Origin of the sequence: Streptomyces sp. NPDC088732 (genome assembly GCF_044751205.1) — a bacterium.
GTDB lineage: Bacteria > Actinomycetota > Actinomycetes > Streptomycetales > Streptomycetaceae > Actinacidiphila.
In genome coordinates, this window is sequence record NZ_JBIVLI010000006.1 from 139,384 (window position 1) to 161,943 (window position 22,560).

The following is a 22,560-nucleotide window of genomic DNA, read 5'->3' on the forward strand; positions in this document are numbered from 1 at the left end:
CCCATGGACAGGCAGAGGAGAGGGAAGCGCGATGGACATCGCACTCCAGGTGCTGTGGATCGCGTTGATGTGCTTCCTGCTTGTCCTGATCTTCCGGTTGGTGATGGACTATGTCTTCCAGTTCGCCCGATCGTGGCAGCCTGGGAAGCCCATGGTGGTCGTCCTGGAGACCACCTACACTGTCACCGATCCGCCACTCAAGCTTCTGCGGCGGTTCATTCCGCCGCTGCGTCTCGGGGGCGTGGCGCTCGACCTGTCCTTCTTCGTATTGATGATCATCGTGTACATCCTGCTCACCGTCGTGGGGGGCTTGAGATGACCGATGCGGGCTCCCGATATGTCGACGATCACGTTGAGGTGAAGAGATGCCACTGACCCCCGAGGACGTGCGGAACAAGCAGTTCACGACCGTCCGCCTCCGAGAAGGCTATGACGAGGACGAGGTGGACGCCTTCCTCGACGAGGTCGAGGCGGAACTGACCAGGCTGCTGCGCGAGAACGAGGATCTGCGCGCGAAGCTGGCCGCGGCCACGCGCGCCGCTGCCCAGAACCAGCAGCAGGGCATGCGCAAGCCCGAGCCGCAGGACGGCCGCGGCGGCCCCGGGGCCCCCGTGCCCGCCGCCATATCCGGACCGCAGCCGGTGCCGCCGCAGCAGATGGGCGGCCCCCAGGGACCCGGCAGTGGCCTCGCCCTGCCCGCCGGGCCCAGCGCTCAGCAGGGCCACATGGGGCAGCACCCCATGCAGCAGCAGGGTCTGCAGCAGCAGGGTCCCGGCCACATGGGCCAGCACCCGATGCAGCAGCAGGGTCCCGGTCCCATGCAGGGCGGCCACCCGATGCAGCAGGGTCCCGGCCACATGGGCCAGCACCCGATGCAGCAGCAGGGTCCCGGCCCCATGCAGGGCGGCCACCCCATGCAGCAGCAGGGCCCCGGCGGCGACAGCGCTGCCCGCGTGCTCTCGCTCGCGCAGCAGACGGCCGACCAGGCGATCGCCGAGGCGCGCGCCGAGGCCAACAAGATCGTCGGTGAGGCCCGCAGCCGTGCCGAGGGTCTGGAGCGCGACGCCCGCGCCAAGGCGGACGCGCTCGAGCGGGACGCGCAGGAGAAGCACCGCGTGGCCATGGGCTCGCTCGAGTCCGCCCGCGCGACGCTGGAGCGCAAGGTCGAGGACCTGCGCGGCTTCGAGCGCGAGTACCGCACCCGTCTGAAGTCCTACCTGGAGAGCCAGCTGCGCCAGCTGGAGAACCAGGCCGACGACTCGCTCGCCCCGCCGCGGACCTCCGCGGCCCCCTCCCTGTCCTCCGGTTCCGGCGGTATGGGCGGCATGGGCGGCGGCACCATGGGCGGCGGCATGGCCACGGCCGGTGCCGGCACCATGGGCGGCGGCCAGAGCTACGGCGGCCAGGGCATGGGCGGCCACAGCGGCCCCAACCCGACCTACGGCGGCCAGCAGCAGATGTCCCCCGCCATGACGCAGCCGATGGCACCGGTCCGGCCGCAGGGCCCGGCTCCGCTGCAGCAGGCGCCCACGCCGATGCGCGGGTTCCTGATCGACGAGGACGACAACTAGTCGCAGGGTCGCTCACGCACCACCGCACGACACAGGGCCGGGCCCCCAGGGAATCACTTCCCTCGGGGGCCCGGCCCTTGTGCGTGGCCTGCTGCGTCCCGGTGCGCCCTTCGCGCCGCCGAGGTCTCCAGGCCCCCTTGCCGGGGCACGGCGGCCGCTCCGGACGCACAAAGGAGCCGCCCCCGCCCACGGTGCTGTGGACGGGGGCGGCGGGGTGCCGGAACACCCGGATGGAGCAAGCCGGGCCGGCGGACCCGGCGCGGGTCCCGCGCCGGGTCGGCCGGACTTCCGTCAGGTGCCTACCGCTTGCGGAGGTGGAAGGTGAGGCCGAGGGCCTCGTCGGTGAAGGCGGGGCCGTAGCCGTCCTCGGGACCGCCGGCGGCGAAGTCCGTCGCGAGGACCTCGTCCGCGACGAGCCCCGCGTGCTCCTCCAGGGCCGAGGCCAGCTCCGCGTCCGCGGCGGCCCAGCGCAGCGCGATGCGGTCGGCGACGTCCAGGCCGCTGTTCTTGCGTGCCTCCTGGACGAGCCGGATCACGTCACGGGCCAGCCCCGCCCGGCGCAGCTGCGGGGTGACCTCCAGGTCGAGCGCCACGGTCGCGCCGGAGTCGGAGGCGACCGACCAGCCCTCGCGCGGGGTCTCGGTGATGATCACTTCCTCCGCCGACAGGGCGACCGGCTCGCCGTCCACCACGACGGAGGCCGTGCCCTCGCGCAGGCCGAGCGACAGCGCCGCGGCCTCGCACTCGGCGATGGCCTTGGCGACGGCCTGGACGCCCTTGCCGAACCGCTTCCCGAGCGCGCGGAAGTTGGCCTTGGCCGTGGTGTCCACCAGGGAGCCGCCGACCTCGCTGAGGGACGCCAGCGAGAGGACGTTCAGCTCCTCGGCGATCTGCGCCCGCAGTTCCTCGCCCAGCGACTCGAAGCCCGCCGCGGCCACCAGCGCCCGCGAGAGGGGCTGACGGGTCTTGACCCCGGACTCCGCACGCGTTGCCCGGCCCAGCTCCACCAGACGCCGTACGAGGGCCATCTGCTCGGACAGGGCGGGGTCGACGAGCGCCTCGTCCACCGTCGGCCAGCTCGTCAGGTGCACGGACTCCGGTGCGCCCGGGGCGACCGGGACGACCAGGTCCTGCCAGACGCGCTCGGTGATGAACGGCACCAGGGGGGCCATCAGCCGGGTCACGGTCTCGACGACGTCGTGCAGGGTGCGCAGCGCCGCCCTGTCGCCCTGCCAGAAGCGGCGGCGGGAGCGGCGGACGTACCAGTTGGACAGGTCGTCCACGAAGGAGGAGAGCAGCTTGCCGGCCCGCTGGGTGTCGTACGACTCCAGCGCGCCGGTGACCTCGCGCACCAGGGTGCCGAGTTCGCCGAGCAGCCAGCGGTCCAGCAGCGGGCGGTCGGCGGGCGCCGGGTCGGCCTCACCGGGGGCCCAGCCCGCGGTGCGGGCGTACAGGGCCTGGAAGGCGACGGTGTTCCAGTAGGTCAGCAGCGTCTTGCGGACGACCTCCTGGATCGTGCCGTGGCCGACCCGGCGGGCCGCCCAGGGCGAGCCGCCGGCCGCCATGAACCAGCGCACGGCGTCGGCGCCGTGCTGGTCCATGAGCGGGATGGGCTGGAGGATGTTGCCCAGGTGCTTGGACATCTTCCGGCCGTCCTCGGCGAGGATGTGGCCCAGGCAGACCACGTTCTCGTAGGAGTTCCGGTCGAAGACCAGGGTGCCGACCGCCATCAGCGTGTAGAACCAGCCGCGGGTCTGGTCGATCGCCTCGGAGATGAACTGCGCGGGGAAGCTGCGCTCGAAGACCTCCTTGTTGCGGTACGGGTAGCCCCACTGCGCGAACGGCATGGAACCGGAGTCGTACCAGGCGTCGATGACCTCGGGCACGCGCGTGGCGGCGCCCTGGCACTGCGGGCAGGCGAAGGTGACGTCGTCGATGAAGGGGCGGTGCGGGTCGAGGCCGGTCTGGTCGGTGCCGGTCAGCTCCGACAGCTCGGTCAGCGAGCCGACGCAGGTGAGGTGGCCCTCCTCGCAGCGCCAGATGGGCAGCGGAGTGCCCCAGTACCGGTTCCGGGACAGCGCCCAGTCGATGTTGTTGTTCAGCCAGTCGCCGAACCGGCCGTGCTTGACCGCCTCGGGGTACCAGTTGGTGCGCTCGTTCTCGCGCAGCAGCGCGTCCTTGACCGCGGTCGTCCTGATGTACCAGGACGGCTGCGCGTAGTAGAGCAGCGCGGTGTGGCAGCGCCAGCAGTGCGGGTAGCTGTGCTCGTACGGCAGGTGCCGGAAGAGCAGACCGCGCTCCTGGAGGTCGGCCACCAGGGCCTCGTCGGCCTTCTTGAAGAACTGGCCGCCGACGAGCTCCAGTTCCTCCTCGAAGGTGCCGTCGGGGCGCACCGGGTTGACCACGGGCAGGCCGTAGGCGCGGCAGGTCTTGAGGTCGTCCTCACCGAACGCGGGCGACTGGTGGACCAGACCCGTGCCGTCCTCGGTGGTGACGTACTCGGCGTTGACGACGTAGTGCGCGTTCTCGATCTCGACCAGCGCGAACGGGCGCCGGTACGTCCAGCGCTCCATCTCGCGGCCGGTGAAGCTCTGTCCGGTGGGCTCCCAGCCCTCACCGAGCGCCTTGCCGAGCAGCGGCTCGGCGACGACCAGCTTCTCGGAGTCGTCGGTGCCCTTCGTCGCCACCACATAGGTGACGTCGGGGTGCGCCGCGACGGCGGTGTTGGACACCAGCGTCCAGGGCGTGGTCGTCCACACCAGGAGCGCGGCCTCGCCGGCGAGCGGGCCGGAGGTGAGCGGGAAGCGCACGAAGACCGAGGGGTCGACCACGGTCTCGTAGCCCTGGGCGAGTTCGTGGTCGGACAGGCCGGTGCCGCAGCGCGGGCACCAGGGCGCGACGCGGTGGTCCTGGACGAGCAGGCCCTTGTCGAAGATCTGCTTCAGCGACCACCAGACGGACTCGATGTACTCGGGGTCCATCGTGCGGTAGGCCTCGTCGAGGTCGACCCAGTAGCCCATACGGGTCGTCAGCTCGGCGAAGGCGTCGGTGTGCCGGGTCACCGACTCCCGGCACTTGGCGTTGAACTCGGCGATGCCGTATGCCTCGATGTCCTTCTTGCCGGTGAAGCCGAGCTCCTTCTCGACGGCGAGCTCCACGGGGAGGCCGTGGCAGTCCCAGCCGGCCTTGCGGGTCACATGGTGGCCCTGCATGGTCTTGAAGCGGGGGAAGACGTCCTTGAAGACGCGGGCCTCGATGTGGTGCGCGCCGGGCATGCCGTTGGCCGTCGGCGGGCCCTCGTAGAAGACCCATTCCGGCTTGCCCTGGGTCTGCTCCAGCGAACGGGCGAAGACCTTGTTCTCCTGCCAGAACGCGAGCACTTCGTGCTCCAGCGCGGGCAGGTCGACCTGGGCGGGGACCTGGCGGTACTGCGTCATCGGATTCTGCCTCCGGCGGACACGTCATTGGTGCGTGCGTATTCCGTCGGAGGGACGAGAGCCGGCAGCTGCGCCGGTCCCGCGGTACCACCCTCCTTGGCGGCGGGCGGGCCCCTGGCGGGGTCGTTCCGCAGCCCCCTCATTGGGGTTGCGCTACCGGGTCTACTCGCCCTCGCGGGCTTTCTTCCGGCGGCTCCGGGGTGATCTTCACGTCGCGCACACCCCCGGGCTTCCACCGTCCCCGGGTCGCTATGGGCTGCGTGCGGCGCTACTCGTCCCCTTCCACGCCTTTCGCTCAGGCCAGTGTACTGGGGTCGCCCGCGCCGAAGGCCAGGCATTGAGGGGGCCGCCCCGGGCCGGGTCGCCCGCGGGGCCGGAGTGACCCGAATGGCCGGGTGCGCCCCCCGCTACCGGTCGGTACCGGAATACCTGGCGGAGAGCTGGGCACAACGGATGCATGCCCGCCTCCCGACCGGGCAAGGCGGGCGAATCCGGCGGCGTGCCCCGTTGCCGCGGGTCCGGGGCCGATTTATCGTTCCGGCACGATTCGCGTGCAAGATCACAATATGTGAAGGGGCCGCGACCATGGTGGGGAAGAAGGCCACCGCCACGAAGAAGGCGACGGCGAAGAAGGCGACACCCAGGGCCGCCACCGCGGGCCGCGGGAAAGCCGCGCCCAAAGCCGCGGTCGAACGCCCCGCCCCTTCCGCGCCCGCACGCAGGACGGCCGCCGCGTCCCCCAAGGCGGGGAAGGCCGCGAAGAAGACCGCGAAGCCCGGCAAGGCGACGGCCCCGGTGGAGGCGCCCGCGAAGAGCCCGGCGAAGAGCCGCGCCAAGGCTCCCGCGAAGGCCCCGGCCAAGGCCCCGGCCAAGGCTGTGAGGGCCGCTTCCGCGACCCCCGCGAAGAAATCGGCGTCCTCCGGAAAGGCGAAATCCGTCACAAAGGCGGCATCCTCGAAGGGGACGGCATCCGAGAAGCCGCCCGCCAGGAAGACGGCCGGTGCCGTGAAGCAGACCGCGGAAGGCGCGCGGAGGACCGCGGTCAAGGCCGCAGGGAAGAGAGCTGCCGTGGCGGAGGCCGAGAAGACCACGACGACGGCGCCCACACGCGCCGCGGGCCAGTCGGGCAAGGCCGGCAAGACGGCGGGACGGGCGGCCCACAGGACCGCGCCCCCCGCGAAGAAGACCGCCCCCGCGGCGGAGAAGGCGCCGGCGGCCAAGAAGGCCGCCGCCGCGCCGAAGAAGACCGCGAAGGCGGGGCGGACGGCCGGGCCCCCCAAGGAGTCCGGGCCGGCGAAGTCCGGCGCGACCGCGAAGACCGACGCGACCGCGAAGGCCACGAAAAAGGGAGCCAAGAAGGTGGTAGCGAAGAAGACCGCGGCCGGTACGGCCGCATCAGGGGGGTCCGCCTCCGCGGTGCCCACGGCCCGTATCGCCCGGCCGACCGGCATCGTCGCCCCCGGCGACCTGCCGGTCCGCCCCGGCGAGGAGCCCTGGTCCGCCGAGGAGGTGGACGCGGCCCGCGCCGAGCTGCTGGCCGAGATGGACCGGCTCCGGACGGAGATCTCGACCTCGGAGGACGCCATCACCGGCCTGCTGCGCGACTCCGGCGACGGCGCCGGTGACGACCAGGCCGACACCGGCACCAAGAACATCACCCGCGAGCACGAAATGGCGCTCACCGCCAACGCCCGCGAGATGCTCGCCCAGACCGAGCACGCGCTGGAACGGCTCGACTCCGGTACGTACGGGCTGTGCGAGTCCTGCGGGGAGCCCATCGGCAAGGCGCGGATGCAGGCCTTCCCCCGCGCCACGCTGTGCGTCGACTGCAAGCAGCGGCAGGAGCGCCGCTACTGAGATTTCGCGGGGGCAGCGCCCGGCCGCCCCCGCCGTTCGGACGTGTGTGCCGTAACCTCGTCAGCGTCAGGATCAGGCCTGGCCGGGACATCGGGGCTGAAGGACTCACATGGCGAAGGCACAGGAGACGGCGACGGACACGGCGGACGAGCCGACCGGTGGCACGGAAGCGACCGTCCCCAAGGGGCCGCGGCGCGTCGCCGTGCTGCTCGGTGTGGCGGCCCTGGCGTACACCCTGGACCTGCTGTCCAAGATCTGGGTGGTGACGCGCCTGGAGGGGCGTGAGCCGATCGACGTGTTCGGGCACTACCTGCGCCTGGAGGCGGTCCGCAACGCGGGCGCGGCCTTCGGTTTCGGGCAGGGCATGACGATCGTCTTCACCGTGATCGCGGTCACGGTCATCGTGGTGATCGCGCGCATCGCGCGGAAGCTGCACAGCGTGCCGTGGGCGATCGCGCTCGGGCTGCTGCTCGGCGGCGCCTTCGGCAACCTCACCGACCGGGTGTTCCGGGCGCCGGGCTTCTTCCAGGGGCACGTGGTCGACTTCGTCGCCCCCGCCCACTTCGCCGTCTTCAACCTCGCCGACTCGGCGATCGTCTGCGGCGGCATCCTGATCGTCCTGCTCTCCTTCCGGGGCCTCGACCCGGACGGCACGGTCCACAAGGACTGACGGCCGCCGGGCCGCCGGGCCGCCAGGCCGCCGGGCCGCCGAAGACCGGCCGGAACGCGCGGGCGGGGAAGCACCGGTCACCCATCCGGCATACTCGACCAGGTGAGTATGTCTGCCGAAGTTCGGTCCCTCCCTGTTCCCGACGGTCTCGAAGGCGAGCGTGTCGACGCCGCCATCGCCCGCATGTTCGGTTTCTCCCGGACGAAGGCCGCCGAGCTGGCGGCGTCGGGGAAGGTGACGATCGACGGCAGCACCGCGGGAAAGTCGGACCGCGTCTCGGGCGGCGCCTGGCTGGAGGTCGAGCTGCCGGCCCCGCCGCGGCCCGTGGAGATCGTCGCCGAGCCGGTGCCGGGCATGCGCATCGTCCACGACGACGAGCACGTGGTCGTCGTCGACAAGCCGGTGGGCGTCGCGGCGCACCCCAGCCCCGGCTGGACCGGTACCACCGTCATCGGCGGCCTGGCGGCGGCCGGCTACCGGATCTCCACCTCCGGCGCTGCGGAGCGCCAGGGCATCGTGCACCGGCTGGACGTCGGCACCTCCGGTCTCATGGCCGTGGCCAAGTCGGAGATCGCCTACAGCGACCTCAAGCAGCAGTTCCGCGAGCGGACCGTCGACAAGCGCTACCACGCCCTCGTCCAGGGCCACCCCGACCCGCTGAGCGGCACCATTGACGCGCCGATCGGCCGCCACCCCACCCACGACTACAAGTGGGCCGTGACCGCGGACGGCAAGCCCAGCGTGACGCACTACGACCTGGTCGAGGCGTTCCGCGCCGCCTCGCTGCTGGACATCAAGCTGGAGACCGGCCGCACCCACCAGATCCGCGTGCACATGGCCGCCCACCGCCACCCCTGCGCCGGCGACCTGACCTACGGCGCCGATCCGACCCTCGCCAAACGGCTGGGGCTGGCACGCCAGTGGCTGCACGCGGTGCGCCTGGGCTTCACGCACCCCGGGGACGGCACCTGGGTCGAGTTCGAGAGCGACTACCCCGAGGACCTCCAGCACGCCCTCGACATCGTGCGGGGCGACAGTGCCTGAGACCTACACGATCCGGGTGCCCGAGGGCCCGGACGACCTGAAGGCGTACTTCGCCGTGCGGCACGAGGTCTTCGTGCTGGAGCAGAAGGTGCCCGCCGACCTGGAGTACGACGAACTCGACGCGACCGCCGTCCATGTGGTGGCGATCGGCCCCGACGGCGCGCTGGGCGCCGGCCGGCTGCTCCCCGGCGCGGACGGCACCGGTGTGCTGGGCCGTCTCGCCGTGCTCTCCGCGGCCCGCGGGCTGGGCCTGGGGGCGGCACTGGTGCGGGCCGTGGAGGAGCAGGCCCGGCTGCGCGGACTGCACACCGTCGAACTGCACGCACAGGTCCACGCCCTCGGCTTCTACGAGCGCCTGGGCTACGCGTCCTACGGCGAGGAGTACGAGGAGGCGGGCATCGCCCACCGCTCCATGAGGCGCGCGCTGTGACGGGCTGACCGGGACCGGCTCGGCGGACATGTCACGCTAGGGGCGTGGATCAACTCGCGCTGTTCTTCGCCCTGATGCTCGCGGCCATCATCATGGTGCCGCTGGGCGACCGGCTGGGGCTGCCGTCGCCCGTCCTCATGACACTGCTCGGGGTCGTGCTGGCCCTGCTGCCGTTCGTGCCCAATGTGCAGATCGACCCGGCGCTCATCCTGCCGCTCGTGCTGCCGCCGCTGCTCTACGCCTCCGTCCAGCGCACCTCGTGGCGGCAGTTCGCCGCCAACAAGAGGGCGATCTTCCTGCTCGCCGTCGCCCTGGTGCTCATCACCACGGCGGCCGTGGGCGGCATCGCCAGCGCCGTCGTCCCCGGCATCTCTCTGGCCGGTGCCGTCGCGCTCGGCGCGCTCGTCGCCCCTCCGGACCCGGTGGCGGCCACCGCCGTGGCGGGGCGGCTCGGGCTTCCCCGGCGCATGGTCTCCACGCTGGAGGGCGAGGGGCTGTTCAACGACGTCACCGCGATCGTGGTCTACAACGTGGCCGTCGCCGCCGCCGTCACGGGCGCCTTCTCCTGGCCGGAGGCGCTCGGCGAACTGCTGCTGTCGGCGGTCGTCGCGGTCGTGGTGGGCCTCGCCCTGGGCTGGATGGCCTCCAAACTGATGGGGGTCGTGGGCGACCCGACCCTCCAGATCGGGCTGTCGCTGCTCGTCCCCTTCGCGGCGTACGCCATCGCCGACGAGGCCCACGGCTCCGGCGTCCTCGCCGTCCTCACCACCGCGCTCTTCCTGGCCGAGCACGCCGTGGACGCCGACGACGTGACGGGCCGGCTGGTCGGCGCCACCTTCTGGGAGGTCGTCGACACCCTCGTCACCGGCGTCGCCTTCGGCCTCATCGGCCTGGAACTGCACAACGTCTTCGGGGTCGGTGCCGGGCGCTGGGGAACGATGGTCGGCCACGCGGCGCTCGTCGTCGGCGCGGTGATCGTCGTACGGCTCGCGTACCTGCTGCCCGCCTCCCTGCTGGCCAGGAAGCTGCACAAACGGCGCGACCTGGACGAGGACATCCCCATGAGCGGGCGCGAGACCCTCGTCATGTGGTGGTCCGGCATGCGCGGAGTGGCGTCCGTCGCCCTGGCCCTGGCCATCCCGCACACCAGTGACAACGGCGACGCGTTCCCGGCGCGCGACGAGATCCTCTTCATCGCGTTCGCCGTCGTCCTGACCACCCTGGTGCTCCAGGGCCTCACTCTGCCGTGGGTCGTCAGACGGCTCGGGGTCAGCAGCGACACCCAGATCGAGCACGACATGGAGATGCTGCTCGCGCTGCGCGCCATGGCGGCCGCCAAGCAGCGGCTGAAGGAGGTGGAGGCGACCGAGAGCTTCCCCGAGGAGGTCTCCGAGCTCCTCCACCGCCGCGCCTTCGACGTCGGGGCGCGGATCTGCCCCGACATCGTCGACGACGACAAGCGCGACCGGCACACCGCGCGGGTGGGCCGCATCAGGACCCTGGAGCGCGTGCAGCGGGACATGCTCTCCGCGGCCCGGCACGAGATCCTGGCCGCCCGCAGCGAACCCGGCTACGACCCGGAGATCGTCGACCGGGTGCTGCGCCAGCTCGACGTCCGCAGCCTGCGGGTGTCCCGCTAGCGCGTCCCGGTGTCCCGGCGTCCCGGTGTCCGGCTAACGGGCGCCGGGGCCCGGCCCGATGTCGCTCGCGTCCGGCGTCGCCTGCTCGCGTTCCGGGGCCTCGGCAAGGCCCGGTGCCTGGGCGGTGTTGATGCGGGGCAGGGCGTACGGGTGCTCACGGCGCAGCCAGTCGATCATCTGCTCGCGCACCACGCAGCGCACCGTCCAGATGTCGTCCGCGTCCTTCGCCGTGGCCAGCGCCCGCACTTGGATCGTGGTGGGGGTCGCGTCCGTCACCACCAGGCCCCAGGCCCGGCCGTCCCACTGCGGGCACTCCTCGAGGACCTCCTGCAGCCGGGCGCGCATCAGGTCCACGGGAGTGGTGTGGTCGAGGTGGAAGTAGACGGTGCCCGTCATCCGGGCGTCGCCGCGCGACCAGTTCTCGAAGGGCTTGCTGGTGAAGTACGACACCGGCATGGTGATCCGCCGCTCGTCCCAGGTGCGGACCACGAGATAGGTCAGGGTGATCTCCTCGATCGTCCCCCACTCGCCCTCCACCACCACGGCGTCGCCGATCCGCACCATGTCGCCGAAGGCGATCTGCAGCCCCGCGAACAGGTTCCCCAGCGTCGACTGGGCCGCGATACCCGCCACGATGCCGATCAGGCCCGCGGAGGCCAGCACGGACGCCCCGAAGCCGCGCATGGCGGGGAACGTCAGCAGCATCGCCGCCACCGCGACCACGCCGACCACCGCCGACACCGCCCGCTGGATCAGCGACACCTGCGTGCGCACCCGGCGCACCCGCGCCGCGTCCTGCGCCCCAGAGGCGTACCGCGAGTACGAGGCCTCCACGATCGCGGCCGCGACCCGGACCACCAGCCAGGCGCAGGCCCCGATCAGCACCAGGGTCAGCACCTGGCCGACCGCTTGCGTGTGGCCGCGGGCAAGATGCGCCTGCTCGTACGAACCCCGCAGCAGGGAGCTGCCGATCACCAGTTGCAGCGGCAGCCTGGCGCGCCGCAGCAGCTGCCACAAGGGGGTCTCGGGGTGACGGGCGTCGGCGCGGCGCAGCGCGTGGTCGACGGCCCAGCCCACGGCAAGAGTCACGATGAGGGAGCCGCCCACCACGCCCAGCGGCCGTACGACGGAGTCCATGGTCTCGACGGTAACGGGCATGATGGAGCCCGTACCCCGATCGTGCACCACCCATGGGACGTGAGATTGTGACCTCCGGCATGACCATCGTGCTCTTCCACTCGGCCTACGGACTCCGTCCCGCCGTGCACGCCGCCGCCGACCGGCTGCGCGCCGCCGGGCACGAGGTGCACGTGCCCGACCTGTACGAGGGCCGGACCGCCGGGACCGTCGAAGAGGGCATGGCCATCAAGGACGAGATCGGCCGCGACGAGCTGCTGATGCGCGCCGTCACCGTCTCCGGTCCGCTCTCCGAACGCGGCCTGGTCTACGCGGGCTTCTCCCTCGGCGGCTCCATCGCCCAGAACCTCGCCCTCGCCGACGACAACGCCCGCGGCCTCCTGCTGCTGCACGGTACGTCCGACATCGCCGACGACGCCTCGACCGGCATGCCCGTCCAGCTGCACGTCGCCGAGCCGGACCCCTTCGAGCCCGACGACTGGCTGAACGCCTGGTACCTGCGCATGCGCAAGGCCGGCGCCGACGTGGAGGTCCACCGCTACCGCGGCGCCGGCCACCTGTTCACCGACCCCGGCCTCGACGACTACGACGCCGAGGCCGCCGAGCGCGCGTGGGCGATCGCCCTGGACTTCCTCGCGGACATCGCGGCGGACGCGCAGTAGCAGGGCGGGGCCACAACTGCCCTGCTCCCAGCGGCCGTTGTCAGTGCCGGATGGGATCATCCGGCCATGGGTGCTCTCTACGGCTACTACTCCGCCGGCGACGACCGGGACGCGGTCCGCGCCGTGCTCCGCGCAGAGGTCCACGACGACGGCGCGGCCCTCGCCCCCGACTACGACCAGCTCGTGGTCGAGGGCGTCGACCCGGTGCTCGAACTCCTCCCCGCCGAGGTACTGATCACCGGCCGTGCGCCCGAGGACGTCCAGACCGACCCCCGCCGCGGCGCGCTGGTCGGCATGGCCGGCGACGGCGGGGTCGTCGCCGTCTCCCTGACCGACACCTTCCGCGACGCCCTCGCCGCGTTCGATCCCCGCCTGCTGGAGGACGTCGCCGTCGGCTGGGCCCGCACCTCGCGCACCCCGGCCGTCCCCGGCGCCTCCCGCGCGGAGTTGGACCCCCGCGCCCTCGGGGTCTTCCTCGAGGACCTCGCCGCCCTCGCCGGCCGCGCCCGCTCCACCGGCCGCCGCCTCTACTGCTGGATCTGCCCCTGACGGGCCCGGCCCGCCGGGCCACAGTGCGGAGCACCGAGTCGCCGACACGGGGGAGAGCTGCTGTCTTCCCGGACGCGGGAACCGACGGCCGGCGCATCGAGCAGGCGACGCACAACCACCCCTTCACGTCGGGCAAGCCGTACGACGGACAGGCCGCGGACCGGTGTCCTGGCGGGGTGCGGCCGGGAGGCCGTGAGAGAGTCGGCGGGTGCTGATGCCTCGTGAGAACACCCACTTCGTGCTGGGACCCGTGCCGCTCCTCCTGCTCGCCGGAGCGCCGATCCACTCCGCACTGCCCGGGCTGCACGCGCCCGGGGGCAGGATGCCGTCGTGCCCCGAGTGGCGCCTCATGCCGAAGCTCACCATGTCGGTGGTCGACGGCCCCGGCGACGCGGGATGCCTGGTCCAGGGCGCCCGGTCGCAGGAGGAGGCCGAGGCCATGGCCCAGTGGTGCGGAGCGGCGGAGCAGGCCGGGGGAGCCGTCGTCGTCTCCCTGGACTCCTTCGACGTTCCGCCCGAGGACATCGACTGGGAGGAACTCTTCACCGGCGGCCGGTCGCGGGGCGGATTCGTCGCCATGGCGTGAGCGCACCCGGTGTCAGGTCCGGGTGTCAGGTCCGGGCGTCCGCCGGCTCGATCCCCGGCGGGAAGCCGTGGACGCCCGGGAGGACGACGGAACCGTCCGGGATGTCGAGGGGGCAGATGCCCCAGCGGCGGGCGATGTCCATGACGTCGCCCTCGCCGGGCGCGGCCTCGTACCAGGCGTCCCAGTCGGCCTCCTGCCAGTCCTGCCGCCGCTCCTCCATCCGGCGCAGCCCGACGCCGAGTTCCCTCTCCACGTCGGTGGGTTCGCCGAGCCGGAGCGGGATGTCGTCGTGCATCCCGACGCAGCAGTACGCGCGGGTCAGCTCACCGGCGTCGACCCGGGCCCAGGCGTGGAACTCGCTCACGCGGTCGGTGGTGAAGAACTGGAGGTCGCCGAGTCGCGCGCCCAGCGACCGGAGCCAGTCGGGAAAGCCCGGCTCGGTCGCGTCGGTCCCCGCCGGCAGATGGACGCGGCCGTGCGCGATCGTCCACGCGGCGACGGGCCGTGCCACGAAGACCCCCTGCCGGTAGGCCGCCTCGGTGCCGTCCTGCCAGCCCATGGCCCGGCGGTGCCGCAGCCCGAGGGCGTCCGCCACCTCCTCGGGCCCGGCGTCCCGGACCGCGAGCCAGGACGTCTTGTAGCCGATTCCCATGTCCCCTCCCGTCGCGACGACTCGAAGCGCGCGCCCTACAAGTGCCGCATCCACAGATTGCTCTCGGAGTACGTTCCCAGGTCGCGCTCGCGGTCGATCTCGACGGGGTCGAGGGCGTCCGGCACGACATAGCGTCCGGTCTGCGGGAAGGCCATGCCGGCCCACTCCTCCCACTCCGCGACGGTGCCGGGGACGACCATGGAACGCGGAGCGCTGGCGAGGACGGTCGCCCCGAGCCGCTGGTGGGTGCGGATCCACGGATCGAGGTGCAGGCCGTCCGCACGTGTCCAGCGGGCGAAGTCCTCCATCGAGGTCAGCGGATAACGCGCCTTGAGGGCCGGACGCACCGGCACGATCACCCGGCGCAGTCCGGCTTCGGCCGCGCGCCCGCGCAGCGCGGTGAGGACCTCCCCGGCCAGCCCGCGGCCCGCGTGCCCGGGCAGCACGGTGGCGGCCATGACGCAGAGCGTGTCGGGTGCGAAGGACGCCTCGTGCTCGGCCACCGAACGCTCCAGGGCGTCGTCGTAGCCCTCCGGCAGCGTGTCCACGTCCCCGTCCCACCGCAGGGCCACCGCGGCGGCGTTGGCGACCACCTCGCCGTCCTGCACGAGGAGCACGTCGAAGCGCGGGAAGTAGGCCGACGCCCGGCGGCGGCACCTTCCCGAGACCGGGGAATGCAGGACGAAGGCCGGCCAGCGGTCGCGCAGCGCGACCTTGACCTGCTGGTACAGCTCGGGTTGCTCACTGGTCGTCAGGATCTCGGTCGCGGGCACCCGTGGATCCTAGGGCGACGCGCCGTTCCCCGCACAGGGCCCGGCAGCCTGTGGCGGGCTTCCGTCCGTCTGCCGACGGGCGGCGTCGCGGGCTTCGACGATGCGGGTCTGCACCTCCAGGACCACGTCGTGGAGGCGCCCGGGCAGCACGTGCTCGCGCGCCATCCACTCGTCGAGGCGGGGACGCAGGAGCCTGACCGCCCAGAGCCCTTGACGTCGCAGGACGGAGCGGCTGACCGAGATCTCCTCCTGGACCTCCCGGCGCAGTTCGTCGGTCCAGCCCTGCTCGCGGTCGGCACGTTCCAGCGGGGCCTTGAGGACCGTCACGGCGAGGGCGAGAGATTCCGGCAGATCCATCGGCAGGTGCCCGTCCAGGAGAACGACGAGGGATCCGGCAAGCCGCAGGCCTGCACGGGACGCCCATCATTCCCCATGCGGGCCGTGCCGCAGGGGCAATCCCGCCGACCACGGGCTGCAACCTGCGCCGGTGGACGCGACAACGGCTCGCAGCGAACGTGAGGGTGGACCCCTCCGGCGGCGTTCATGACCGGCCGCAGCGGCGCGTCGGCACCGTCGTGCGGCATCACGTCGAGGACGTCGTGGTGCTCGTGACGACGAGCGGGTTCACCCCGCCGGCGCTCGAGTTCGCACACGAGCGGGGCGTGCGGACCGTCGACGGCGCAGCCGTCGAGTGGGACCGCCGCGGATACGCGCCGTTCCCGTGAATCGCACGACGCCGAAGCCCCGCCGCTGCGATGCGGCGGGGCTTTCGTGGTGTCCGGTCAGCATTACTCGATGACTCGCCTGCCTTGATGATTGCCGCAGGCACCGAAATGAACTCGCCCATTTCTGCTGGTCATCGACATGGCTTCGTGACAGTTGAGGTATCAAATACGTGTATTGGGCCATAAGTGGACACGCTGCACGCCGCTCGCTAGGGTCGAATTTAAAGACGCCATAAGTGCAGGAGTGGTCCGCACGCAGGGGAGTTGGCGTAGCAGGCCGGAATTCGCCGGCCCTCACGACGTACACCGCATCACGGCGCAGTCGTCACTCCCCGGAGATGACGTATGTCATGCGCAGGTCAAATGCTGGAAGGAAGTCAAGCCTCATGACCAGGGACAACCTCGCACGCAAGGCCGTGATCGCGACCTTTGCGGGAATTCTCCTCGCGGGTGGAAGCGCGGGCATCGCGTCCGCCTCCGCTCCGGAGACGACTCCGTCCCATGTCGGTGTCATCGAGTGCTTCCGAGCACCGTGCCCCGACGACGACGGCTACGGCGGCGGGCACGGCCGTGACGACTGGGGTGGAGGCCACGGTCACGACGGCTGGGGTGGCGGGCATGGTCACGACGGTTGGGGTGGCGGGCATGGCCACGACGGTTGGGGTGGCGGGCATGGCCACGACGGCTGGGGCGGCGGGCATGGCCACGACGGCTGGGGCGGTGGCCACGGGCGTGACGACTGGGGCGGCGGGCACAGCGGTGACGACTGGGGCGGCGGGCACAGCGGTGACGACTGGGGTGGCTACGGGGGCAGCGACTAGCGCAATCGGGCCGAGCGGTTCGACAGCGCCCCGCACGGCACTTGCCGCGCGGGGCGCACGCACGACGGCGAGACCTGTGCAACTCGTCACAGTGACCTCCGCACACCGGTGGGGGCCGCTCGTGTGCCCGGAAGTGACGCCGTATCGAGCCGCAACGCACCGCACCGCACTGCGACCGGGCTCGCCGGTCACCGGCAGTGGCCCGGCGGCGAACCGAGCCCGATCCGGCGGCCCGGCGTCAGCGGCACGCCGGCGTGCGGTGCGGTGGCTCGACGACAACGCAAAGGGCGTGCCGACGGGTTCGCCGCGCCTGAGCAGGGGAACCGAGTCGGGCGCGAAGTGCCCGGCTGGTCACGCGGCTGCTCAGTAGACCGATATGTGCACGTGGTCGAAGTGGTTCTGGGTGATCGAGCCGCGGTCCTCCATGAGTTTCCAGCCCTGTTGGGGGAGGCGGCTGGACCATATGTGCTGCTCGAAGATCACGTACCATATGCCGTATTCGTCCGCGTGCTCGCGGACCCAGGCGACGATGTCGTTGCCGAGGTCCTCCGGCTTGCCCGCGACCTTGTGGCCGGCGGGCATGAGCATGAAGTCGCAGGCGCGGCCTAGGGGGTGCTCGCCGCCGCCGGCGATGCCGCCGTCCTCGCGGTAGCAGCCGGGGGCGCCGCGGAGGCCGCGGGGGCCGAACTCCGCGACGACGGCGTCGCGGACGGCCGCCATGCGCGGGGTGATGTGGTCGGGGCCCCCGGGGGCCTCCTTCGGCCAGTTGGCCGCGCGGACCTGGGCGGAGAGGGTGGGCCAGACCACGGCGGCCAGTACGAGGGCGCCGATCACGAGCAGCCCGAAAACGGTGCGGCGGACGCTGCGGCCGCGTGTGGTGTCCCGCCCCCTGGTGGTGTTCATCGCCCCCCCAACGCCCGGCGCGAGCGTTAAGTGCCCGGTTGAACGCGCGGCGTCGGTGACGCGAATATCACGTACCGCCGCGGGCCGCGCCGGCCGGCGCGGGCGTACGCTCCTGGGTTGACCGGTCGACGGCGATCCGGCACACGTACCGCCAGGAGGCGCAGGACAGATGGCCACAGGTCTCACGAGCGACGAGCAGCGCGGGGAGCGGATCGTCGAGGTTTTCGGGACCGCGTTCGGCGAGCTGCTCGCGGCCGATCCGGCCGCCTTCCGCGTCAAGTTCCGCAAGATGGCGGCCTCGGCGTTCGCGTTCTACCGCGGCACGGCCTGCCTCTACTACGCGGACCTCGCCGAGGCGAAGGACGACAGCCCCTTCGTGGACGAGCGCACCTCCCGGGTGTGGATCCACGGGGACCTGCACGCCGAGAACTTCGGCACCTACCTGGACGCCAACGGCCGGCTGATCTTCAACGTCAACGACTTCGACGAGGCCTATGTGGGCCCCTTCACCTGGGACCTGCAGCGCTTCGCCGCCTCCATAGCGCTGATCGGCTACAGCAAGGCCCTGGCCGACGACGTGATCTCCGGCCTCGTACGCACCTATGCGACCGCCTACCGCGAGCGCGTCCGCGCGCTCGCCCAGGACGAGGCCGTGCCGTCGCTCACCCTGGACACCGCGGAGGGCACCCTGCTGGACGCGCTGCGCCACGCGCGCGCCCAGACGCGGGTGGGCCTGCTGGACTCGATGACCGAGATCCGCGAGTGGGACCGCCGCTTCAGCCCCGACGGCGGCGCCGTCGCCCTGGACGAAGCCACCCGCGCCAAGGTGCTGCGGGCCTTCGAGGGGTACCTGGCGACCCTGCCGGAGACCAGCCTGATCAACCCGGACAGCCACCGCGTCAAGGACGTGGTCGGCCGCCGCGGCGTCGGCATCGGCAGCGCGGGCCTGCCCTCGTACAACCTCCTTCTCGAGGGCCACACCGACGCCCTGGAGAACGACGTCGTGATCTACATGAAGCAGGGGCAGACCCCCGCGGTCTCCCGGCACATCACCGATCCCGCGGTGCGCGAGTACTTCCGCCACGAGGGCCACCGCACCGTGATCTCGCAGCGCGCGCTGCAGGCGCACGCCGACCCCTACCTGGGCTGGACCGAGCTGGACGGCGTCGGCCAGCTGGTCGCCGAGGTGTCCCCGTACGCCGTGGACCTGGACTGGTCGGACCTCGACGACCCGGCCCAGATCGAGGCGGTCGTGGCCGACCTCGGCCGGGCGACGGCCGCCATGCACGCGGCGGCGGACGACGAGAGCGGCCACTCCCTGGTGCCGTTCTCGACGGAGGACGCGATCGACGAGGCCATCGCGCGGGACGAGGAGGGCTTCCTGGAGGCGCTCGTGGACTTCGCGCACTCCTACGGGGCGCGGGCCCGCGAGGACCACCAGATCTTCGTGGACCTGTTCCGCAACGGCCGGTTCCCTGGGCTCTGATCCCGGATTTCCGGGGGTTTAGGCAGTGCTTACACACCGGCATGGCACACTCGGCGCCATGGAAGGGACCGGGCCTCAGTTGAGGGCGCTGCGCGCGGGGTGTTTCGCCGCGCTGTGCGTCACGCTGTCCGCGACCGCCCACATCCTGCTGTCGAGGGAGCCCCTGCCGCTGGTGACCACGGCGGGGGCCGCCGTCGGCGTCTTCGCCGTCGCGTACGCGCTCGGCGGCCGGGAGCGCGGCTACTGGCCGATCGCCGGCCTCCTCGTCCCGCTCGAACTGGCCGTGGACACGCTGTTCACGGCCGGCCAGCAGACCTGCTACGGCCCCGCCGGCGGGCCCGTCACGGGCTCGTGGCGCTCCATCAACGAGGCGCTGGCCTGCCACGGCGGTGATGTCGGCGGCCCGCTCGCCGGTGCCGCCGGGGGACCGGGCCACTCGGCCTCGCCGTGGCTGCTGCTGGCCGTGCACGTCGCCGTGGGCCTCGCCGCCGCCTGGTGGCTGCGCAGCGGCGAGGCCGCGCTGCACGGCCTGCTGCGCACCGTCTTCCTGCCGCTGATCGTCGCCGTGGCCGCCTTCCGCGGCACCGCCCGGCCGCGGGCCGCCGCCCGCCGCCGCGTGCCCGCGGCTGTCTCTGTCGCGCCCGCGCTGCCGCTGCTGCTCCACACCGTCGTACGCCGAGGGCCCCCGGCCGTCTCCTTCGCTCGCTGAACCGAGCCGAGCACGGCCTTTCCACCCCGCACATCCCCTCACGCACGTCACGACGACACGGAGAACCCACCACCATGAGCAAGAGGAACAGCCAGACCGCCAAGACCGCCGCCCGCGAGCGGCTGCGCGCGGAGCGGGAGCGCCAGGCCAAGCGCGACAAGGTGCGCCGCCAGTTCGTCGTCGGCGGCGCCGTGGTCGGCGTTCTGGCGCTGGGCGCCGGCATAGCCGTGGCCGTGGTCAAGATGAACGCGCCGTCCTACTGGGAGAAGGCCGCGGACCAGAAGCTGGTCCAGCCCGCCAACTCCACCGGCAAGAACGGCACGTCCATCGAGATCGGCGACGCCAGTGCCAAGCACACGCTGAAGGTGTACGAGGACCTGCGCTGCCCGGTCTGCGCCCAGTTCGAGCAGACCTCCGGCGAGGAGGTCCAGAAGGACGCCAAGGACGGCAAGTACAAGATCTCGTACACGATGGGCGCCTTCCTCGACGACGCCCTCAAGCAGGGCCAGGGCTCGAAGAACGCGCTGAGCGCGCTGGGCGCCGCGCTGAACGTCAGCAAGGACGCCTTCGTGCAGTACCACGCGCTGCTGTACTCCAAGGACGTCCACCCCGAGGAGACCAAGGACGACTTCGGCAGCGACGCCAAGCTGATCGAGATCGCGCAGAAGGTCGACGCCCTCAAGGGCAACAAGACCTTCGAGGACGCCGTCCGCAACGGCACCTACGACAAGTGGGCGCTGACGATGGCCAAGCAGTTCGACACGGACGGCATCACCGGCACCCCGACCGTGAAGCTGGACGGCAAGACGATCGAGAACGTGCAGACCATGACGCCGCAGCAGTTCACGGCTGCGGTGGACGCGCAGATCGGCGCCAAGCAGTAGGCACCGCACCGCACTTGCGGGGCCCCCGGCTCCCGGCGACCTGCCGGGGGCCGGGGGGCGAAGTGTTCGCCAACACTTGCGGCGCGGGGTGCCGGAGAGCGGTTACTGACGCGTAATCTGATCGGCCGTGACCGAGACCTCTGCATCCTCACAGACCTCTCCGAGAACACCCAGCCGCCGTTCGGTGGTCAAGGCCGGCGCCGTGGTGACGGGCGCCGCGCTCATACCCCTCGCCGCCACCGCCGGCCAGGCGGAGGCGGCCTCCGCCCCCGCCTTCCTGCACGGTGTGGCCTCCGGCGACCCGCTGCCCGACGGCGTCCTGCTGTGGACCCGTGTGACGCCGGCCCCCGAGGCGGTCCCCGGCTCCGGGCTCGGCCCGGCGACGGAGGTGACCTGGACCGTCGCCACGGACAGGGCGCTGACCTCCGTCGTCGCGACCGGCACGGCCACCACGGACGCCGCCTCCGACCACACCGTCAAGGCCGATGTGCGCGGCCTGCTCCCCGCGACCGACTACTGGTACCGCTTCTCCGCGGGCGGCGCGGACTCGCCCGTCGCCAGGACCCGTACCGCCCCCGCCGACAACGCCACCGCGGCCCGCCTGCGCTTCGGCGTGGTGTCCTGCTCGAACTGGGAGGCCGGGTACTTCGCCTCCTACCGGCACCTGGCCGCGCGCGGCGACCTGGACGCCTGGCTGCACCTGGGCGACTACATCTACGAGTACGCCAGTGGCGGCTACGCCGCCCGCGGCACCGTCGTCCGCCCGCACGCCCCGGCGCACGAGATCGTCACGCTGGCCGACTACCGCACCCGCCACGGCCGCTACAAGACCGACGCCGACCTCCAGGCGCTGCACGCCGCCGCGCCGGTGGTCGCGATCTGGGACGACCACGAGTTCGCCAACGACGCCTGGTCCGGCGGCGCCGAGAACCACACCGAGGGCGCCGAGGGCACCTGGACCGCCCGGGTGGCGGCCGCCAAGCAGGCCTACTTCGAGTGGATGCCGGTGCGGCCCTCGATCGCGGGCACGACCTACCGCCGCCTGCGCTTCGGCAAGCTCGCCGACCTGTCGCTGCTGGACCTGCGCTCCTTCCGCTCGCAGCAGGCCGGTGTCGGCAGCGGCTCGGTCGACGACCCCGCCCGCTCGATCACCGGGCGCGCGCAGCTGGACTGGCTGAAGGCGGGCCTCAAGGCCTCGGACACCACCTGGCGGCTCATCGGCAACTCGGTGATGATCTCGCCGGTCGCCTTCGGCGCGCTGCCCGACTACCTGCTCGCGCCGCTGGCCAAGCTCCTCGGCCTGCCCGGCGAGGGCCTGGCGATCAACCCCGACCAGTGGGACGGCTACACCGACGACCGCCGCGAGCTCCTGGCGCACCTGCGGGACAACGGCATCCGCAACACCGTCTTCCTGACCGGCGACATCCACATGGCGTGGGCCAACGACGTCCCGGTCAAGGCCGCCACCTACCCGCTGTCGGCGACGGCGGCGACCGAGTTCGTGGTCACCTCCGTCACCTCGGACAACCTGGACGACATCCTCAAGGTCGCCCCGGGGACCGTCTCCCCGATCGCCGAGGCCGCCGTCAAGGTCGCCAACCGGCACGTGAAGTGGGTGGACATGGACTCGCACGGCTACGGCGTGCTGGACATCACCAGCGAGCGGGCCCAGATGGACTACTACGTCCTGTCCGACCGGACCAGCGCCAACGCGACCTCCACGTGGGAGCGTTCATACCGCACGCTGTCCGGTACCCAGAAGGTGGAGCGGGCCGACTCGCCGGTGCGCTGAGCGCCCCCTGAGCGCCCCCTGAGTGCCGGTCGCCGGCCGGCGCGTCCGGATTCCGCATCCGGACGGGCCGCCCGGCCCGGCACCGGCCCGGGTACGGCCAGCGGTGCGGCCCCGGGTCCGCCGTTCCGGCGACATCGTCTACGCCTCCCCGGCCCCGCGGTCCGTGCCGTACGCGGTCACCCGCCCGGCACGGACCGTCCCGGCCGTGGTTGTCGGACCCCCGGCGTAGGAT

Annotated in this window: 23 protein-coding genes; 16 read left to right on the forward strand and 7 right to left on the reverse strand. The window is 72.2% G+C overall.

What is annotated here, in order from left to right:
* The first annotated feature begins 31 nt into the window (after positions 1–31).
* The gene (locus ACIP9H_RS12890; RefSeq protein WP_319661048.1) at positions 32–319 is read left to right on the forward strand and encodes a YggT family protein; all 288 of its coding nucleotides are present in this window, start codon (positions 32–34) and stop codon (positions 317–319) included.
* A 46-nt stretch (positions 320–365) separates the two neighbouring features.
* Positions 366–1,571 carry a DivIVA domain-containing protein gene (locus ACIP9H_RS12895; RefSeq protein ID WP_401584139.1) on the forward strand — a complete coding sequence of 402 codons (1,206 nt, stop codon included), beginning with the start codon at positions 366–368 and terminating at the stop codon, positions 1,569–1,571.
* Between the two features lie 299 nt (positions 1,572–1,870).
* Here ACIP9H_RS12895 and ileS read toward each other — a convergent pair whose 3' ends face one another.
* Positions 1,871–5,008 (reverse strand): isoleucine--tRNA ligase, encoded by a 3,138-nt coding sequence (gene ileS, locus ACIP9H_RS12900; protein ID WP_401584142.1) that lies wholly within the window; start codon positions 5,006–5,008, stop codon positions 1,871–1,873.
* Between the two features lie 407 nt (positions 5,009–5,415).
* Positions 5,416–6,054, reverse strand: a complete 639-nt coding sequence (locus ACIP9H_RS12905) for a hypothetical protein (RefSeq protein ID WP_401584145.1) — start codon at positions 6,052–6,054, stop codon at positions 5,416–5,418.
* A 22-nt stretch (positions 6,055–6,076) separates the two neighbouring features.
* Between ACIP9H_RS12905 and ACIP9H_RS12910 the strand changes: the two genes are divergently transcribed.
* The 5 genes from ACIP9H_RS12910 (at position 6,077) to ACIP9H_RS12930 (ending at position 10,649) form a co-directional block, all read left to right on the forward strand.
* Positions 6,077–6,865 carry a TraR/DksA family transcriptional regulator gene (locus ACIP9H_RS12910; protein WP_401584148.1) on the forward strand — a complete coding sequence of 263 codons (789 nt, stop codon included), beginning with the start codon at positions 6,077–6,079 and terminating at the stop codon, positions 6,863–6,865.
* Between the two features lie 109 nt (positions 6,866–6,974).
* Positions 6,975–7,535 (forward strand): signal peptidase II, encoded by a 561-nt coding sequence (gene lspA, locus ACIP9H_RS12915; protein ID WP_360911941.1) that lies wholly within the window; start codon positions 6,975–6,977, stop codon positions 7,533–7,535.
* Positions 7,536–7,643: 108 nt separating this feature from the next.
* Positions 7,644–8,579: an RluA family pseudouridine synthase gene (locus ACIP9H_RS12920; protein ID WP_401584150.1), complete on the forward strand. Its 936-nt coding sequence runs from the start codon at positions 7,644–7,646 to the stop codon at positions 8,577–8,579.
* The gene (locus ACIP9H_RS12925) at positions 8,572–9,009 is read left to right on the forward strand and encodes a GNAT family N-acetyltransferase (RefSeq protein ID WP_401584152.1); all 438 of its coding nucleotides are present in this window, start codon (positions 8,572–8,574) and stop codon (positions 9,007–9,009) included. Before ACIP9H_RS12920 ends, ACIP9H_RS12925 begins: the two co-directional genes overlap by 8 nt.
* A gap of 44 nt (positions 9,010–9,053) precedes the next feature.
* Positions 9,054–10,649, forward strand: coding sequence for a Na+/H+ antiporter (locus ACIP9H_RS12930; protein ID WP_401584155.1), 1,596 nt, complete (start codon positions 9,054–9,056; stop codon positions 10,647–10,649).
* A 33-nt stretch (positions 10,650–10,682) separates the two neighbouring features.
* Here the strand turns inward: ACIP9H_RS12930 and ACIP9H_RS12935 are convergent, their stop codons facing one another.
* On the reverse strand, positions 10,683–11,786 hold the full coding sequence (locus tag ACIP9H_RS12935; RefSeq protein WP_401959068.1) for a mechanosensitive ion channel family protein: 1,104 nt from the start codon (positions 11,784–11,786) through the stop codon (positions 10,683–10,685).
* A gap of 80 nt (positions 11,787–11,866) precedes the next feature.
* Between ACIP9H_RS12935 and ACIP9H_RS12940 the strand changes: the two genes are divergently transcribed.
* The 3 genes from ACIP9H_RS12940 (at position 11,867) to ACIP9H_RS12950 (ending at position 13,583) form a co-directional block, all read left to right on the forward strand.
* Positions 11,867–12,448, forward strand: a complete 582-nt coding sequence (locus ACIP9H_RS12940; RefSeq protein WP_401959204.1) for a dienelactone hydrolase family protein — start codon at positions 11,867–11,869, stop codon at positions 12,446–12,448.
* A gap of 66 nt (positions 12,449–12,514) precedes the next feature.
* Positions 12,515–12,997, forward strand: a complete 483-nt coding sequence (locus tag ACIP9H_RS12945; protein ID WP_401959070.1) for a hypothetical protein — start codon at positions 12,515–12,517, stop codon at positions 12,995–12,997.
* A 214-nt stretch (positions 12,998–13,211) separates the two neighbouring features.
* Positions 13,212–13,583 (forward strand): hypothetical protein, encoded by a 372-nt coding sequence (locus ACIP9H_RS12950; protein WP_401584751.1) that lies wholly within the window; start codon positions 13,212–13,214, stop codon positions 13,581–13,583.
* A gap of 25 nt (positions 13,584–13,608) precedes the next feature.
* Here the strand turns inward: ACIP9H_RS12950 and ACIP9H_RS12955 are convergent, their stop codons facing one another.
* From ACIP9H_RS12955 to ACIP9H_RS12965, 3 genes are read right to left on the reverse strand one after another with little or no spacing between them, the layout of a single operon-like run.
* Positions 13,609–14,235 carry a hypothetical protein gene (locus tag ACIP9H_RS12955; protein WP_401959072.1) on the reverse strand — a complete coding sequence of 209 codons (627 nt, stop codon included), beginning with the start codon at positions 14,233–14,235 and terminating at the stop codon, positions 13,609–13,611.
* A gap of 35 nt (positions 14,236–14,270) precedes the next feature.
* Entirely contained in the window at positions 14,271–15,008 is a 738-nt protein-coding gene (locus tag ACIP9H_RS12960; protein ID WP_401584163.1) for a hypothetical protein, read from the reverse strand.
* A 9-nt stretch (positions 15,009–15,017) separates the two neighbouring features.
* Entirely contained in the window at positions 15,018–15,365 is a 348-nt protein-coding gene (locus tag ACIP9H_RS12965) for a hypothetical protein (protein WP_401584165.1), read from the reverse strand.
* Positions 15,366–15,523: 158 nt separating this feature from the next.
* On the opposite strand from ACIP9H_RS12965, the gene ACIP9H_RS12970 reads away from it, so the two are divergent.
* Positions 15,524–15,733, forward strand: a complete 210-nt coding sequence (locus tag ACIP9H_RS12970; protein ID WP_401584168.1) for a restriction endonuclease — start codon at positions 15,524–15,526, stop codon at positions 15,731–15,733.
* A 386-nt stretch (positions 15,734–16,119) separates the two neighbouring features.
* Positions 16,120–16,554: a hypothetical protein gene (locus tag ACIP9H_RS12975; RefSeq protein WP_401959074.1), complete on the forward strand. Its 435-nt coding sequence runs from the start codon at positions 16,120–16,122 to the stop codon at positions 16,552–16,554.
* A 363-nt stretch (positions 16,555–16,917) separates the two neighbouring features.
* Here ACIP9H_RS12975 and ACIP9H_RS12980 read toward each other — a convergent pair whose 3' ends face one another.
* Complete coding sequence (locus ACIP9H_RS12980) at positions 16,918–17,457, reverse strand: hypothetical protein (protein ID WP_401584172.1); 540 nt, start codon at positions 17,455–17,457, stop codon at positions 16,918–16,920.
* Positions 17,458–17,626: 169 nt separating this feature from the next.
* Here ACIP9H_RS12980 and ACIP9H_RS12985 point away from each other — a divergent pair, with 169 nt between their 5' ends.
* The 4 genes from ACIP9H_RS12985 (at position 17,627) to ACIP9H_RS13000 (ending at position 22,328) form a co-directional block, all read left to right on the forward strand.
* Positions 17,627–18,943 (forward strand): DUF2252 domain-containing protein, encoded by a 1,317-nt coding sequence (locus tag ACIP9H_RS12985; RefSeq protein ID WP_401959076.1) that lies wholly within the window; start codon positions 17,627–17,629, stop codon positions 18,941–18,943.
* Positions 18,944–19,001: 58 nt separating this feature from the next.
* The gene (locus ACIP9H_RS12990; protein ID WP_401959077.1) at positions 19,002–19,652 is read left to right on the forward strand and encodes a hypothetical protein; all 651 of its coding nucleotides are present in this window, start codon (positions 19,002–19,004) and stop codon (positions 19,650–19,652) included.
* Positions 19,653–19,726: 74 nt separating this feature from the next.
* Positions 19,727–20,536 carry a thioredoxin domain-containing protein gene (locus ACIP9H_RS12995; protein ID WP_401584178.1) on the forward strand — a complete coding sequence of 270 codons (810 nt, stop codon included), beginning with the start codon at positions 19,727–19,729 and terminating at the stop codon, positions 20,534–20,536.
* Between the two features lie 127 nt (positions 20,537–20,663).
* Positions 20,664–22,328, forward strand: coding sequence for an alkaline phosphatase D family protein (locus ACIP9H_RS13000; RefSeq protein ID WP_401584181.1), 1,665 nt, complete (start codon positions 20,664–20,666; stop codon positions 22,326–22,328).
* Positions 22,329–22,560: the final 232 nt, after the last annotated feature.